Source organism: Streptomyces sp. NPDC012466, assembly GCF_042955215.1.
In the GTDB taxonomy this organism is placed as follows: Bacteria; Actinomycetota; Actinomycetes; order Streptomycetales; family Streptomycetaceae; genus Streptomyces.
The window spans coordinates 110,012-124,556 of sequence record NZ_JBIBEQ010000009.1 but is presented as its reverse complement, the minus strand read 5'-3'; the positions used below and the strand labels follow the sequence as shown (position 1 = coordinate 124,556).

General features: G+C 71.0%; 17 protein-coding genes. 16 read left to right on the top strand and 1 reads right to left on the bottom strand.

Going from position 1 to position 14,545, the window contains the following annotated elements; all coding sequences use genetic code 11:
- Positions 1-22: 22 nt before the first annotated feature.
- The gene (gene ffh / locus ACFY9E_RS30535) at positions 23-1,573 is read left to right on the top strand and encodes a signal recognition particle protein (RefSeq protein ID WP_390989353.1); all 1,551 of its coding nucleotides are present in this window, start codon (positions 23-25) and stop codon (positions 1,571-1,573) included.
- 153 nt (positions 1,574-1,726) lie between these two features.
- Here the strand turns inward: ffh and ACFY9E_RS30530 are convergent, their stop codons facing one another.
- Positions 1,727-2,581: a methyltransferase domain-containing protein gene (locus ACFY9E_RS30530; protein ID WP_390989351.1), complete on the bottom strand. Its 855-nt coding sequence runs from the start codon at positions 2,579-2,581 to the stop codon at positions 1,727-1,729.
- 559 nt (positions 2,582-3,140) lie between these two features.
- On the opposite strand from ACFY9E_RS30530, the gene ACFY9E_RS30525 reads away from it, so the two are divergent.
- The 15 genes from ACFY9E_RS30525 to dprA all read left to right on the top strand — a co-directional run bounded on the left by ACFY9E_RS30525 (position 3,141) and on the right by dprA (position 14,347).
- Positions 3,141-3,743: a hypothetical protein gene (locus ACFY9E_RS30525; RefSeq protein WP_283970237.1), complete on the top strand. Its 603-nt coding sequence runs from the start codon at positions 3,141-3,143 to the stop codon at positions 3,741-3,743.
- A gap of 294 nt (positions 3,744-4,037) precedes the next feature.
- Positions 4,038-4,457: a 30S ribosomal protein S16 gene (gene rpsP / locus ACFY9E_RS30520; protein WP_390989349.1), complete on the top strand. Its 420-nt coding sequence runs from the start codon at positions 4,038-4,040 to the stop codon at positions 4,455-4,457.
- A gap of 2 nt (positions 4,458-4,459) precedes the next feature.
- Positions 4,460-4,699 (top strand): RNA-binding protein, encoded by a 240-nt coding sequence (locus ACFY9E_RS30515; protein WP_003973401.1) that lies wholly within the window; start codon positions 4,460-4,462, stop codon positions 4,697-4,699.
- An 81-nt stretch (positions 4,700-4,780) separates the two neighbouring features.
- Positions 4,781-5,323 (top strand): ribosome maturation factor RimM, encoded by a 543-nt coding sequence (rimM, locus tag ACFY9E_RS30510; protein WP_283970238.1) that lies wholly within the window; start codon positions 4,781-4,783, stop codon positions 5,321-5,323.
- On the top strand, positions 5,324-6,157 hold the full coding sequence (gene trmD / locus ACFY9E_RS30505) for a tRNA (guanosine(37)-N1)-methyltransferase TrmD (RefSeq protein ID WP_390989347.1): 834 nt from the start codon (positions 5,324-5,326) through the stop codon (positions 6,155-6,157).
- A 136-nt stretch (positions 6,158-6,293) separates the two neighbouring features.
- On the top strand, positions 6,294-6,644 hold the full coding sequence (gene rplS / locus ACFY9E_RS30500) for a 50S ribosomal protein L19 (RefSeq protein WP_003993262.1): 351 nt from the start codon (positions 6,294-6,296) through the stop codon (positions 6,642-6,644).
- A 45-nt stretch (positions 6,645-6,689) separates the two neighbouring features.
- Positions 6,690-7,415 carry a signal peptidase I gene (gene lepB, locus ACFY9E_RS30495; protein ID WP_390989345.1) on the top strand — a complete coding sequence of 242 codons (726 nt, stop codon included), beginning with the start codon at positions 6,690-6,692 and terminating at the stop codon, positions 7,413-7,415.
- Positions 7,408-8,502, top strand: a complete 1,095-nt coding sequence (gene lepB / locus ACFY9E_RS30490) for a signal peptidase I (RefSeq protein ID WP_390989344.1) — start codon at positions 7,408-7,410, stop codon at positions 8,500-8,502. Before lepB (ACFY9E_RS30495) ends, lepB (ACFY9E_RS30490) begins: the two co-directional genes overlap by 8 nt.
- On the top strand, positions 8,390-9,352 hold the full coding sequence (gene lepB / locus ACFY9E_RS30485) for a signal peptidase I (RefSeq protein ID WP_390989342.1): 963 nt from the start codon (positions 8,390-8,392) through the stop codon (positions 9,350-9,352). The genes lepB (ACFY9E_RS30490) and lepB (ACFY9E_RS30485) overlap by 113 nt, the downstream gene beginning before the upstream one ends.
- 51 nt (positions 9,353-9,403) lie before the next feature.
- Positions 9,404-10,183 (top strand): signal peptidase I, encoded by a 780-nt coding sequence (gene lepB, locus ACFY9E_RS30480; protein WP_390989340.1) that lies wholly within the window; start codon positions 9,404-9,406, stop codon positions 10,181-10,183.
- Positions 10,173-10,697 (top strand): NUDIX domain-containing protein, encoded by a 525-nt coding sequence (locus ACFY9E_RS30475; RefSeq protein ID WP_390989338.1) that lies wholly within the window; start codon positions 10,173-10,175, stop codon positions 10,695-10,697. The genes lepB (ACFY9E_RS30480) and ACFY9E_RS30475 overlap by 11 nt, the downstream gene beginning before the upstream one ends.
- A 56-nt stretch (positions 10,698-10,753) precedes the next feature.
- On the top strand, positions 10,754-11,062 hold the full coding sequence (locus tag ACFY9E_RS30470) for a DUF2469 domain-containing protein (RefSeq protein WP_003993268.1): 309 nt from the start codon (positions 10,754-10,756) through the stop codon (positions 11,060-11,062).
- A 100-nt stretch (positions 11,063-11,162) separates the two neighbouring features.
- A complete protein-coding gene (locus ACFY9E_RS30465) occupies positions 11,163-11,564 on the top strand; it encodes a YraN family protein (RefSeq protein WP_390989336.1) in 402 nt (133 codons plus the stop codon).
- Entirely contained in the window at positions 11,565-13,190 is a 1,626-nt protein-coding gene (locus ACFY9E_RS30460; protein ID WP_390989334.1) for a YifB family Mg chelatase-like AAA ATPase, read from the top strand. It abuts the gene before it with no gap.
- Positions 13,187-14,347 (top strand): DNA-processing protein DprA, encoded by a 1,161-nt coding sequence (gene dprA / locus ACFY9E_RS30455; protein WP_390989332.1) that lies wholly within the window; start codon positions 13,187-13,189, stop codon positions 14,345-14,347. Before ACFY9E_RS30460 ends, dprA begins: the two co-directional genes overlap by 4 nt.
- Positions 14,348-14,545 lie beyond the last annotated feature (198 nt).

The following is a 14,545-nucleotide window of genomic DNA, read 5'->3' as shown; positions in this document are numbered from 1 at the left end:
GACCCCGAGGACCGCGAGCGCCGTGTTCGATACTCTTTCCGATCGCCTCTCAGCGACCTTCAAGAACCTGCGCGGCAAGGGACGGCTCTCCGAGGCGGACATCGACGCCACGGCGCGCGAGATCCGGATCGCGCTCCTCGAGGCGGACGTGGCGCTTCCCGTCGTCCGGACGTTCATCAAGAACGTCAAGGAGCGCGCCCTCGGTGCCGAGGTCAGCAAGGCGCTGAACCCCGCCCAGCAGGTCCTCAAGATCGTCAACGACGAACTCGTCACCATCCTCGGCGGCGAGACGCGTCGCCTGCGCTTCGCCAAGCAGCCGCCCACCGTGATCATGCTGGCGGGTCTGCAGGGTGCCGGTAAGACGACCCTCGCGGGCAAGCTCGGCCACTGGCTCAAGGAGCAGGGCCACTCGCCGCTGCTGGTCGCCTGTGACCTCCAGCGCCCCAACGCGGTCAACCAGCTCAGCGTCGTCGCCGAGCGCGCCGGTGTCGCGGTCTACGCCCCCGAGCCGGGCAACGGCGTCGGTGACCCGGTCAAGGTCGCCAAGGACTCCATCGAGCACGCGAAGACCAAGGTCCACGACATCGTGATCGTGGACACCGCCGGCCGTCTCGGCATCGACCAGGAGATGATGCAGCAGGCCGCGGACATCCGCGACGCCGTCTCCCCGGACGAGATCCTGTTCGTCGTCGACGCGATGATCGGCCAGGACGCCGTCAACACCGCCGAGGCCTTCCGCGACGGTGTCGGCTTCGACGGCGTGGTGCTCTCCAAGCTCGACGGTGACGCCCGCGGTGGTGCCGCCCTGTCGATCCGGCAGATCACCGGCAAGCCGATCATGTTCGCGTCGAACGGCGAGAAGCTCGACGACTTCGACGCGTTCCACCCTGACCGGATGGCCTCCCGCATCCTCGACATGGGTGACCTGCTCACCCTGATCGAGCAGGCGGAGAAGACGTTCAGCCAGGAAGAGGCCGAGAAGATGGCCTCCAAGCTGGCGTCCAAGAAGGGCCAGGACTTCACCCTGGACGACTTCCTGGCCCAGATGGAGCAGGTCCGCAAGATGGGCTCCCTCTCCAAGCTGCTCGGCATGCTGCCGGGCATGGGCCAGATGAAGGACCAGATCAACAACCTCGACGAGCGGGACGTCGACCGCACGGCCGCGATCATCAAGTCGATGACCCCGGCCGAGCGCCAGGAGCCGACGATCATCAACGGCTCGCGCCGCGCCCGTATCGCCAAGGGCTCCGGCGTCGAGGTCAGCGCGGTCAAGAACCTGGTCGAGCGGTTCTTCGAGGCCCGCAAGATGATGTCCCGCATGGCCCAGGGTGGCGGCATGCCCGGGATGCCGGGGATGCCCGGCATGGGCGGCGGTCCCGGCCGGACGAAGAAGAAGCAGAAGCAGGCCAAGGGCAAGCAGCGCTCCGGCAACCCGATGAAGCGCAAGCAGCAGGAGCAGGAGGAGGCCGCCCGCCGGGCCGCCGCAGCCGAGGGCGGCAACGCGTTCGGGCTGCCGCAGCAGGGCGGCAAGGACTTCGAACTCCCCGACGAGTTCAAGAAGTTCATGGGCTGACGACCCGCACGGAACCGCGGCGAGGGGCGCCCACCTTTCCCAAGGGGGACGCCCCTCGCCTTCGCCGTCTGCCTCGGTGTCCACGTCGACCTTGGGCGCCAGGACCCCGGTGCTTTCCTCGCGCCCTTCACACCCGCGTCGGAAGCCGGTCCGTCAGGGCGTCCGGGCGATCAGATACCGGAACACGTTCGGCATCCACACCGTCCCGTCCTGGCGCTGGTGCGGATGCAGGGCCTCGGCCAGTTCCTTGTCCACCTGCACCTGGTCCGTCGCCGTCATCGCCGCGTCGAACAGCCCCGTCGACTTCAGGCCGCGTACCGCGCTGTCCACGTCGGCGTAGCCGAAGGGGCACGCCACCCGCCCCGACCCGTCCGGCTTGAGCCCGGCCCGCTGGGCGACGTCCTCCAGGTCGTCCCGGCAGGCGGGACGCCAGCTGCCCGAGGTGCGCAGCGGCTCCGCCAGCTTCGTGGCCACCCGCATCACGGACGCCGTCGCGCAGCGCTCCGGCGGGCCCCAGCCGGCCAGCACCACGGCCGCACCGCGCTGGGCGAGCGGCGTGGCTTCCGCGAGCAGTCCGCCCAGCCCCTCCGAGTCGCCCGCGAGGCACCCGATCGGCTCGAAGGCGGTCACCACGGTGTACCCGGGAGCGCCCGGCTCCGCGGTGTCCCGGGGCGAGCCGTCGACCAGCCGGGTGTGCGGACGCGAACGGGCACCCGGCGCCTCGGGGAGCAGCCGCTCCCGCGCCAGGGCCATTCTTTCGGGGGAAGCGTCGACACCGGTGACCGCCGCTCCCCGGGCGGTGGCCATCAGCAGGGAGAGTCCGGAACCGCAGCCGAGGCCGAGCAGCCGCGTGGCGGGACCCACTTCCAGTCGCTCGTAGACGGCCTCGTAGAGCGGTACGAGCATCCGCTCCTGGATCTCGGACCAGTCACGCGCGCGTGCACGCACATCCACGCGGGGTGCGGTCCCCGCGTGAGGCAGGTGCTGCCGCACGAGCGTAGGTGTCATAAGTAAGCGCCCCAATCCGCCGAGAGTTGCCTCTTGCCCGATTCCATGGCCCCCGTGACAGTGCGCTCGCACTACCCCCGTATGCCAGGAAACTCCCCCCTCGACCTGTCGTCCAGTGGGATGCGGCCCGGTTCGTGAGTTGTCATGTGCCTATGGCGAGATTTCACATTCCGGCAACCTGGTCCCGCCGATCGCGGCGACCGTACGGTGTCCGGCCGCCTAGGACGGGCCGGTGCCGTACGCCGACGACGCACCGGGTAACGTCGCGGTCGTCGCACGCGCTTACCAAGTGGTGCCCGCGCTCACCGAACGGTGCGCGAGGTGACCGAAACGCCTCTTGCGCATCGGCGGATCCCTGGTGCAACGGCGCGCGGACGCGCTCTACGCGTCGGCGCGTACGCGGAACTACGCACCACCTTGTGGTGAGCTGTGAGGCTTCTCCACAGATCAGCGCACCCGCCCTCGTCGGGACGCATCAGAGGCAACTGACGGGTACGTGCAAATTATTTGGGATGGCCCGGAATCGGAACACTGGGGCACCCCGGCTCGTTGTCATTACGTGAGCACGACACAGACACCACCTGTACTCGCCGCAGAGCTGGCACAGGCGTGGGCCGACATTCAGCGGTACCACCCCGAGCTGCCCGACCTTGCCGCGCCAGAGTCCCTGATCGGGGAGTCGTCGTCCGCGTGCGGTCACGAGCTCTCCTTCGAGCGACTGCTCCATGAGGCAGTCCATGGCATCGCCGCCGCGCGCGGCGTCCGCGACACCTCCCGTGCCGGCCGCTACCACAACCGCAGATTCCTCGCGATCGCCGAGGAGCTGGGCCTGGACCACCCCGAGGAACCGCATCCCAGCAGCGGCTTCTCCCTGGTCACGCTCACCCCCGAGGCGAAGCGCCGCTACCGCCCGACCATGGAGCGCCTCCAGCGCGCCCTGAAGGCCCACACCGCCGCGACCTCCTCCGACACCTCACGCACCTTCCGGGGCCCGGCCGCCCGCCACGGCTCCTCCGGCGGCGGCGTCCGGGTCAAGGCGGTCTGCGACTGCGGCCGCAACGTCCGGGTCGTACCGTCCGTCCTCGCCCAGGCCCCCATCGTCTGCGGCGGCTGCGGCAAGCCGTTCCGGATCCCGGACGTCGTGGGAGCGGTAGCGAGCTGACGCCCTTCACCGGCATCTCGTGGCTGCCGGTCAGTGGCGCAGGGCTCGGGCCGTGACGCGCACCCGACGGGCTTCACCTCCACGCCGGGTGCGCTTTCGGCATGCCCGCGCAGCGGCTCATGACCCCGGCCCGGAGGGACCCGCGGGGTGTGGCACAATGGCTAGCTGTACTCGACAGCCGCACAGGAACCCTCTCGCCTCCGGCTGACGCGTCCATCGGGCACTCGGGTACCGCAACCCCACGCGGCTTTCTCGCCGTGCCCAACCACGTCAAAACCAGGAGAACCCACTCCCGTGGCAGTCAAGATCAAGCTGAAGCGTCTGGGCAAGATCCGTTCGCCTCACTACCGCATCGTCGTCGCCGACTCCCGTACCCGCCGTGACGGCCGGGCCATCGAGGAGATCGGCAAGTACCACCCGACGTACAACCCGTCGGTGATCGAGGTCGACGCCGAGCGCGTGGCGTACTGGCTCGGTGTCGGCGCTCAGCCGACCGAGCCCGTGATGGCCATCCTCAAGAAGACCGGCGACTGGCAGAAGTTCAAGGGCGAGCCCGCCCCGGCTCCGCTGCTGACGCAGCCGGAGAAGGCCGCGCGTCCGTCGTTCGAGGCCATCGGCGGCGACGACGAGGGCAAGGGTGAGGCGATCACCCAGAAGAAGAAGGCTGAGAAGAAGGACGAGGCCGACGCCGAGTCCGCTTCGACCGAGGCCTGAGCATGCTCGAGGAGGCTCTCGAGCACCTCGTGAAGGGCATCGTCGACAACCCTGACGATGTGCAGGTCGCCTCGCGCAACCTGCGCCGCGGTCGCGTGCTCGAGGTCCGGGTCCACCCGGACGACCTCGGCAAGGTGATCGGCCGCAACGGCCGCACCGCACGCGCCCTGCGTACCGTCGTGGGCGCCATCGGCGGTCGCGGAGTCCGCGTCGACCTCGTCGACGTGGACCACGTCCGCTGACGCTTATCGCAACCGGCTCGGGCCGGGGAGGGCCTGAGGGCCGTCCCCGGCCCGTCGCTGTATGACAGGAGACTTGGACACGTGCAGCTGGTAGTCGCACGGATCGGCCGTGCCCATGGCATCAAGGGTGAGGTCACCGTCGAGGTACGGACCGACGAGCCGGAGCTGAGGCTCGCCCCCGGTGCCGTGCTCGCCACCGATCCCGCCACCACGGGACCGCTCACCATCGAGACGGGCCGCGTCCACAGCGGCCGCCTCCTGCTGCGCTTCGAAGGCGTCAGCGACCGCAGCGGCGCCGAGGCCCTGCGCAACACCCTCCTGATCGCCGAGGTCGATCCGGAGGAACGTCCCGAGGACGAGGACGAGTACTACGACCACCAGCTCATCGACCTCGACGTCGTCACCGCGGACGGCACCGAGGTCGGCCGGATCACGGAGATCTCCCACCTGCCCTCGCAGGACCTGTTCATCGTGGAGCGCCCCGACGGCAGCGAGGTGCTGATCCCCTTCGTCGAGGAGATCGTCACCGAGATCGACCTGGAGGAGCAGAGGGCCGTCATCACCCCGCCGCCCGGGTTGATCGACGACCGCGCCGAGATCGCCTCCAGCCGGGAAGAGCCGTAAATGCGCCTCGACGTCGTCACGATCTTCCCCGAGTACCTGGAACCCCTGAACGTCTCCCTCGTCGGCAAGGCGCGCGCACGGGGACAGCTCGGCGTGCACGTCCACGACCTGCGGTCCTGGACCTACGACCGCCACAACACCGTCGACGACACCCCGTACGGCGGCGGCCCCGGCATGGTCATGAAGACCGAGCCGTGGGGGGACGCGCTGGACTCCGTCCTGGCCGACGGCTACGAGACGGGCTCCCGGGCGCCCGCCCTCATCGTGCCCACGCCCAGCGGCCGCCCCTTCACCCAGGAACTCGCCGTCCACCTCTCCGAGCGCCCGTGGCTGATCTTCACGCCGGCCCGCTACGAGGGCATCGACCGCCGCGTCATCGACGAGTACGCGACCCGGATGCCGGTCTACGAGGTGTCCATCGGCGACTACGTCCTGGCCGGCGGCGAGGCGGCCGTCCTCGTCGTCACGGAGGCCGTGGCGCGGTTGCTGCCCGGCGTCCTGGGCAACGCCGAGTCCCACCGGGACGACTCCTTCGCGCCCGGCGCCATGGCGAACCTGCTGGAGGGGCCCGTCTACACCAAGCCCCCCGAGTGGCGCGGCCGGGACATCCCCGACGTGCTGCTCAGCGGCCACCACGGCAAGATCGCCCGCTGGCGCCGCGACGAGGCACTGAAGCGCACCACCGCCCACCGGCCCGACCTCATCGAGCGCTGCGACCCCAAGGCCTTCGACAAGAAGGACCGCGAGATGCTCTCCATCCTGGGGTGGGCGCCGGACCCGGCGGGGGAGCCGTACGGCCGATTTTGGCGCAGGACCGAGGGCGTGGAAGAATAGCCAGCTGTTGTGCGTCCGTCCGGCGTGCGCCCCTGCCACAGGGGGAGACGACGTCCGCCCCGACCCGCGCAACCCACCTTCCGAAAGACCTAGTTTCCGTTGATGACCTGTGGCATCAGCGAGGAAAGCAGACGAAATGTCTCACCTGCTCGACACCGTCGACTCCGCGTCGCTGCGCAGCGACGTCCCCGCCTTCCGCCCGGGTGACACGGTCAACGTGCACGTCCGCGTCATCGAGGGCAACCGCTCCCGTGTGCAGCAGTTCAAGGGCGTCGTGATCCGCCGCCAGGGCTCCGGCGTGCGCGAGACCTTCACGGTCCGCAAGGTCTCCTTCTCCGTCGGCGTCGAGCGCACCTTCCCGGTGCACACCCCGATCGTGGAGAAGATCGAGCTCGTCACCAAGGGTGACGTCCGCCGCGCCAAGCTGTACTACCTGCGCGAGCTGCGCGGCAAGGCCGCGAAGATCAAGGAGAAGCGCGAGAGCTGAGCGCTCTCCGGGGTTCGCGTCGGGGCCGGATAGCATCTGGCTCCGATGGACACCGAAGCACAGCCGACGGAGCGCGACCGCTCCTCCCGCCCTTCCGGTTCCGAGGCGACGACCTCGGAAGCCGCAGGGCCGGAGGACCGGTCGCGTTTCGCGTTGGTGGCGCGGATCAGCTCCTGGGTCCCGGGCGGCCGCATCACTCTCACCCCGCTGCTCTGCCTGCTGTTCCTGCTGCTGCTCAGCACGTTCGTGCTGCGCCCGTTCCAGATCCCCAGCGGATCCATGGAACAGGGATTGAGGATCGGGGACCGGGTTCTCGTAAATAGGTTGGCGTACCGTTTCGATGCCGCGCCGCAGCGGGGAGACATCGTCGTGTTCGACGGGACCGGGTACTTCGGGCACGCGGACTACATCAAACGCGTTGTCGGCGTGGGGGGAGACCACGTGGTCTGCTGCGACAGCGAGGGGAGGATCCAGGTGAACGGCCGGCCGGTCGACGAGTCGGGCTTCCTGTATCCCGGCGACAGCCCGTCCGCGGTGCCCTTCGACGTCGTCGTGCCCGACGGCACCCTGTTCGTCCTCGGCGACCACCGCGGCGACTCCAGCGACTCCCGCGACCACCTCGGCTCGCCCGGCGGCGGCATGATCCCCGTCGGCGAGGTGATCGGCCGCGCCGACTGGATCGTCTGGCCCTTCGGCCACGCCGGCCGGCTGCACCGCCCCGACGCCTACGCGCGCGTGCCCGCGGCCGCGAGGGCGGGCGCCCATGGGTAACCGAGGCAAACCGCGCGGCGTCCCCGCGGGCCCCGCGGAGAACCTGCTGCCCACCGGCGCCCGACGCGCCGCCGCCCCGTCCGGCAGCGGTCGTACGCGCGCCGAGCGCCGCAAGCTCCAGCGCAAGGTCAAGCGGCGCCGCAGGCGCGGTGCCGTCAAGGAGATACCGCTCCTCGTGGGCGTCGCCGTCCTCATAGCGCTCGTGCTGAAGACGTTCCTCGTCCAGGCCTTCGTCATCCCGTCCGGCTCCATGGAGCAGACGATCCAGATCGGCGACCGCGTCCTGGTCGACAAGCTCACCCCGTGGTTCGGCTCGAAGCCGCAGCGCGGGGACGTCGTCGTGTTCAAGGACCCGGGAGGCTGGCTCAAGGACGAGCAGCCCACCACGCAGAAGGCCGACCCCATCGTCGTCAAGCAGGTCAAGGAAGGGCTCACCTTCATCGGCCTGCTGCCCTCCGAGAACGAGAAGGACCTCATCAAGCGGGTAGTCGGCGTCGGCGGCGACCGGGTCAAGTGCTGCGACACGCAAGGGCGCGTGACCGTCAACGGCGTCCCGCTGATCGAGGACTACCTGTATCCCGGCGCCGCCCCGTCCGACACGCCGTTCGACATCACCGTCCCCCAGGGGCGGTTGTGGGTCATGGGCGACCACCGGAACAACTCCGCGGACTCCCGCGCGCACCAGGACACCGACTACGGGGGCACGGTCTCCGAGGACGAGGTCGTGGGCCGCGCCATGGTGATCGCCTGGCCCTTCGGCCACTGGAACACGCTGGAGGAACCGAATACGTACGCCTCCGTGTCCGACTCGGCCACCGGGTCGACCGCTGCTCCCGAACTGTCGCATAGGGTTGGCCCCTACGATTCGAACGGAACGATCCAGCTCCCGACCCCTGCGGAACTCCCGCTCGTTATGGGAGTGGTGGGCCTGCGCCGTATCGGCGGCAGGCAGCGGCACAGAGTGAGGAGTTGGCGTGGGGGATGTGGCGGTTGGCGCACGGTCCGGACACGACGGCGAGGAGCATCGCGGACGCCCCGCGGAATCCGCCGTCCCGGCCGCGGACAGCGCCGTGACCTCCGGGAATGACTCCGGGGCAGCCGAGGACGACAGGGTGACGGGCGAGCACACGACAGCCGAGGACCAGGGGCCGGGCGGCACGGCCCGGACACCGAAGAAGCCGCGCTCCTTCTGGAAGGAGCTGCCCATCCTGATCGGTATCGCGCTGGTACTGGCGCTGCTGATCAAGACCTTCCTGGTGCAGGCCTTCTCCATCCCCTCCGACTCGATGCAGAACACCCTCCAGCAGGGTGACCGGGTCCTGGTCGACAAGCTCACCCCCTGGTTCGGGTCCGAGCCCGAGCGTGGCGAGGTCGTCGTCTTCCACGACCCGGACAACTGGCTGGCGGGCGAGCCGACCACGGACCCGAACGCCCTGCAGACCTTCCTCAGCTGGATCGGCCTCATGCCGTCCGCCGAGGAGAAGGACCTCATCAAGCGCGTCATCGGCGTCGGCGGCGACACGATCCAGTGCAAGGGCACCGGCCCGCTCACGGTCAACGGCAAGGCGCTGGACGAGCGGTCGTACGTCTACGCCGGCAACACGCCGTGCAGCCAGGACGACCAGGGCGGCCAGTTCAAGGTGAAGGTCCCCGAGGGCTTCATCTGGGTCATGGGCGACCACCGGCAGAACTCGCGGGACTCCCGCTACAACCAGGCCGACAAGAACCACGGCATGGTCCCGGTGAAGGACGTCGTCGGACGCGCCGTCGTCGTCGCCTGGCCGATCAACCGCTGGGACACCCTGCCGGTCCCGGACACCTTCGACCAGGCCGGCCTCAACGCCCAGCCGGCCGCCGGTGGCCTTCCGGTCGCGCCGCAGGGGATCGCGCTCCTGGGTGTGGTGCCGGTGGTGCTCTGGCGTCGCCGGAAGCAGTGATCCCGGCCATGGGCTGACCCCGGCCGGTACCCCCGGGTAGGGTGCGGACCCATGGGTGGCGAGAGCATGACGCACACGGCCCCGCGCAGCGGTGGCCCGAGCACGGGCCCGGTGGGCAGCCGGACCGGACAGCGGTTGTCCGGGCTGGCCGTCGCGCTGGGCCTCGTGCTGTTCCTCGGCGGTTTCGCCTGGGGAGCGGTGGTCTACCGGCCGTACACGGTTCCCACCAGCTCCATGACCCCGACGATCGACGCCGGCGACCGGATCCTGGCGCAGCGCGTCGACGGCTCCGAGGTGCGCCGCGGTGACGTCGTCGTCTTCAAGGACGCGACCTGGGCCAACGCTCCGATGGTCAAGCGCGTGGTCGCCGTCGGCGGTGACACGGTCTCCTGCTGCCAGGACGGCAAGCTGAAGGTCAACGGCAAGGAGATCGACGAGACGTACCTGCCCGAGGGCACCCCGGCCGAGATGAGCAACTTCCCGACCGTGACCGTCCCCAAGGGCCGTCTCTTCCTGCTCGGCGACGAGCGCGGCAACTCCGTGGACTCCACCGCCCACCTGACCGACGCCGCCAGCGGCACGGTGGCCCGCTCCGCCGTGGACGCCCGCGTCGACACCGTCGTCTGGCCCATGAAGGGCATGCTGGAGCGGCCCACCGGCTTCGAGCCGCTCGGCGCCCTCTCCTCGCCCGGCCCGCTGCGCACCATCACTCTGCTCGTGATCGCGGGCGCCGTGCTCGTCCTGGGCGGAGGCGCCTACGGGCCCATCGCCAAGCGCACCGCGGCCGCCCGGGCCCGGCGGGCGAGCTCGGAGCCCGCAGGTGTCCGCTGAGGCCGTGACGCCGGGCCAGGACACCTACCGGGGCGGACTGCGCAGGGTCGCCCGGGTCGTGCTGCTCGACCCGCAGGACCGCATCCTCCTGCTGCACGGACACGAGCCCGACGATCCGGCCGACGACTGGTGGTTCACGCCCGGCGGGGGAGTGGAGGGCGACGAGACCCGTGAACAGGCCGCCCTGCGGGAACTCGCCGAGGAGACGGGCATCACCGAGGTGGAGCTCGGGCCGGTGCTGTGGCGGCGGAGGTGCTCCTTCCCGTTCGCGGGCCGCCGCTGGGACCAGGACGAGTGGTACTACCTGGCTCGCACGGACCGCACGACGGTCGCCGCCGCCGGGCTGACCGAGCTGGAACGGCGCAGTGTCGCCGGAGCGCGCTGGTGGACGTGTCCGGAACTGAGCCGGGCACATGAGACGGTGTATCCGACCAGACTCGCCGGGCTGCTGCGCACGCTGCTCGACGAAGGTCCCCCGGCCAGGCCTGTGATCCTTGACCCGGAAATCGTCTAGGGGCTCACGGGACTGGCGCACAATGGGGGGATCGCACGGCTGAAGGGGAACATGCCATGAGCGCCGAGGACCTCGAGAAGTACGAGACCGAGATGGAGCTGAAGCTCTACCGGGAGTACCGCGATGTCGTCGGTCTGTTCAAATACGTGATCGAGACCGAGCGGCGCTTCTACCTCACCAACGACTACGAGATGCAGGTGCACTCGGTCCAGGGTGAGGTGTTCTTCGAGGTCTCCATGGCGGACGCCTGGGTGTGGGACATGTACCGGCCGGCGCGGTTCGTGAAGCAGGTCCGGGTCCTCACGTTCAAGGACGTGAACATCGAGGAGCTGAACAAGAGCGATCTGGAGCTGCCGAGCGGGTGAGCCCGCCCCGTCATCGCGGCATCCGGTCACCCGGGTGGGTGGCGAGGTTGTCCACAGCCGCCGAGCTGTCCACCAAGATCCACTTCGGGGTGGCGGGTGCGTGATCGTTGGCGCCGGAGGTGGTGCCGACATGAACGCACATCTGGCCCGCAGCGCCATGGGCAGGTACGGGGAGAGCCTGGCCGCACGGCGGCTGGCCGAGGCCGGTCTGACGGTCCTGGAGCGCAACTGGCGCTCCGGCCGCGCCGGCGAGATCGACATCGTGGCCAGGGACGGGGACGTCCTGGTCGTCTGCGAGGTGAAGACCCGCAGGGAGAGCCCCTTCGAGCACCCGATGGCGGCCGTGACCCCGCAGAAGGCGGAGCGGCTGCGGGATCTGGCGGAGCGGTGGATCCAGACACACGGGGGCGCCCCGCCCGGCGGGGTCCGCATCGACGTGGTCGGTGTGCTGCTGCCCGCCCGCGGCGCCGCCGTGGTCGAGCACGTGCGGGGGGTGGCCTGAATGGCATTCGCCCGTACGTGTTCGGTCGCCCTGGTGGGTGTCGAGGGCGTCGTCGTCGAGGTCCAGGCCGACCTCGAACCCGGCGTCGCGGCGTTCACGCTGGTGGGGCTGCCCGACAAGAGCCTCACGGAGAGCCGGGACCGGGTGCGCGCCGCGGTCGTCAACTCGGGCGCGGCCTGGCCCCAGAAGAAGCTCACGGTCGGCCTGAGTCCGGCCTCGGTGCCGAAGTCCGGCAGCGGCTTCGACCTGGCCGTCGCGGCGGCGGTCCTCGGTGCGGCGGAGCGAATCGACCCGCGGGTCCTCGCCGACATCGTGATGATCGGCGAGCTCGGGCTGGACGGGCGGGTGCGGCCGGTGCGGGGAGTGCTGCCGGCGGTGCTGGCGGCGGCCGACGCGGGGTATGAGCAGGTGGTGGTGCCGGAGTGTGCCGCCGCCGAGGCCTCCCTCGTGCCCGGGGTGTCGGTGCTGGGCGTGCGCAGTCTGCGGCAGCTGATCGCCGTCCTGGCGGACGAACCCCTGCCCGACGAGGAACAGGACGAGCTGGGCCGCCCGGACCCGCTCCTCGCCGGTCTCCGGGTCCCGGGCACGGGCGCGGCCACGGGCATGCACAGCCTCGGTGCGGCCCAGCACGACCACGGTCACGACTTGGCGGACGTCGTCGGGCAGACGTCGGCGCGCACGGCGGTGGAGGTGGCCGCGGCGGGTGGGCACCACCTCTTCCTCGAAGGGCCGCCCGGCGCCGGCAAGACGATGCTCGCGGAGCGGCTGCCGGCCATCCTGCCCCGGCTCGGCCGGCAGGAGTCACTGGAGGTCACCGCGGTCCACTCGGTGGCCGGGCTGCTGCCGCCGGGCAAGCCGTTGATCGACGTCGCCCCCTACTGCGCCCCCCACCACTCGGCCACGATGCAGGCACTCGTCGGCGGCGGCCCGGGCATCGCCCGGCCCGGGGCGGTGTCGCTGTCTCACCGCGGCGTGTTGTTCCTGGACGAGACGCCGGAATTCAGCAGCCATGCGCTGGACGCCCTGCGACAGCCGCTGGAGGCGGGCCATGTCGTGATCGCGCGCAGTGCGGGTGTCGTGCGCTTCCCGGCGAAGTTCCTGATGGTCCTCGCGGCCAACCCCTGCCCGTGCGGCCGGTTCTCGCAGCGGGACGACCTGTGCGAGTGTCCACCCTCGGCGATCCGCCGCTACCAGGCCAGGCTGTCCGGCCCGCTGCTCGACCGGGTCGATCTGCGCGTCGAGGTGGACCGCGTCACCCGCACCGAGCTGACCGCCTCCGGCGCCAGGGGCGAGTCGACCGCGACGGTCGCCGACCGGGTGCGGGCGGCCCGGCAACGGGCTGCCGAGCGCCTCGCCGGGACCCCTTGGTGCACGAACAGCGAGGTGCCCGGCCGTGAGCTGCGCAGCCGCTGGTACGCGGTGCCCGGCGCGATGGACGAGGCCGAGCGGAGCCTGGAACGCGGCGTCCTGACCGCCCGCGGACTCGACCGCGTCCTGCGCGTGGCCTGGACCGTCGCCGACCTCGTCGGCCACGACCGGCCCGACGCGACGGACGTCGCCCTCGCGCTCCAGCTGCGCACCGGAGTACCGCGAGGCGTCCCCATGGCCATCGGGGCGCTGACGTGAACGCCGCCGGCGAACCGGACGACGACCTGCTCGGCCGTGTCCTGCTCACCCGGGTCATCGAGCCCGGTGACGAGATCGGCGGGCGGTGGGTGCGGGAGTCCGGGGTCGGGGGAGTGGTGCGGCGGCTGAGGGAGGGCGGGGCCACGCCTCCGGGGGTGAGCGCCAAGCGGTGGGCCGGGATGGTGGCCAGGGCCGAGGCCGCCCGGCCGCACCGGGACCTGGAGGCCGCCCGGGCCGCCGGGGTGCGGTTCGTGTGTCCCGGAGGAGCGGAGTGGCCGGGGCAGCTCGACGATCTCGGGGATGCCCGGCCCCTGGGGCTCTGGGTGCGCGGGCGGCCCAGTCTGCGCATGTGGGCGCTGAAGTCCGTCGCCGTGGTCGGCGCCCGGGCCTGCACCGAGTACGGGGCCCACATGGCCGCGACCCTCGCCGCCGGCCTCGCCGAACAGGGCTGGGTGGTGGTGTCCGGCGGCGCCTATGGAGTCGACGGCGCAGCCCACCGCGGAGCGCTGGGGGCCGGTGGCGCCACCGTCGCCGTCCTCGCCTGCGGCGTCGACCGGCCCTACCCCCGCGGCCACACCCAGTTGATCAGCAGGATCGCGGAACAGGGACTGGTCGTCGGCGAGTTGCCGCCCGGCGACCACCCGACGCCGAGCCGGTTCATCCTGCGGAACAGAGTGATCGCGGCGCTCACCCGCGGCACCGTGGTCGTCGAGGCCGCCCACCGCAGCGGCTCCCTGGTCACCGCGCGGGCGGCGCAGCGCCTCGGCCGGCACACGATGGGCGTCCCGGGCCCGGCCACCAGCGGACTCTCCGCCGGAGTGCACGAGCTGCTGCGGGGGGAGGCCGCCCTGGTCACCGACGTCGCGGACGTCGTCGAACTGGTCGGTGACATCGGGGAGCTGGCGCCCGACCGGCGCGGCCCGGTCCTGCCCCGCGACCTGCTGGAACCGGCCACCCGGCAGGTGCTCGCCGCGCTGCCGGGGCGCGGGACGGCCCGGCCGGACGAGATCGCCCGCTCCGCCCAGACCGCACAGGACGACGCGATCGCGAGACTGTACGAACTCCGAGCACTCGGTTACGTCGAACGACACGGCGACGGCTGGAAGTTGACACGCCAGGCGGTGATGTCGGTCCGGGATCGTCACGGACCGTGTTGACCATCCGCGTTCGGCCGTCCGGGGGAACCCCGAGAACCCTTGGAAATGCGCCCAGTTGAGCTTCTCCGGTGATCACACCGAGCGACCGCGCCGCCTCGGTAGGGCGTCCCCCGGAACGTATCTGCGCCCACCTCGGGCTCCGCCCTTCGCGCACCGCGACACCGCAGTCACGCTACGCTCACGAGGATCCCGACACGG

Bases quoted from the DNA above. Each gene is read 5' to 3' on its own strand.
- ACFY9E_RS30530 (WP_390989351.1), bottom strand. From the start codon at position 2,581: ATGACACCTACGCTCGTGCGGCAGCACCTGCCTCACGCGGGGACCGCA.
- ACFY9E_RS30515 (WP_003973401.1), top strand. From the start codon at position 4,460: ATGCTCGAGGAGGCTCTCGAGCACCTCGTGAAGGGCATCGTCGACAAC.
- trmD (WP_390989347.1), top strand. From the start codon at position 5,324: ATGCGCCTCGACGTCGTCACGATCTTCCCCGAGTACCTGGAACCCCTG.
- rplS (WP_003993262.1), top strand. From the start codon at position 6,294: ATGTCTCACCTGCTCGACACCGTCGACTCCGCGTCGCTGCGCAGCGAC.
- lepB (WP_390989345.1), top strand. From the start codon at position 6,690: ATGGACACCGAAGCACAGCCGACGGAGCGCGACCGCTCCTCCCGCCCT.
- lepB (WP_390989344.1), top strand. From the start codon at position 7,408: ATGGGTAACCGAGGCAAACCGCGCGGCGTCCCCGCGGGCCCCGCGGAG.
- lepB (WP_390989340.1), top strand. From the start codon at position 9,404: ATGGGTGGCGAGAGCATGACGCACACGGCCCCGCGCAGCGGTGGCCCG.
- ACFY9E_RS30470 (WP_003993268.1), top strand. From the start codon at position 10,754: ATGAGCGCCGAGGACCTCGAGAAGTACGAGACCGAGATGGAGCTGAAG.
- ACFY9E_RS30460 (WP_390989334.1), top strand. From the start codon at position 11,565: ATGGCATTCGCCCGTACGTGTTCGGTCGCCCTGGTGGGTGTCGAGGGC.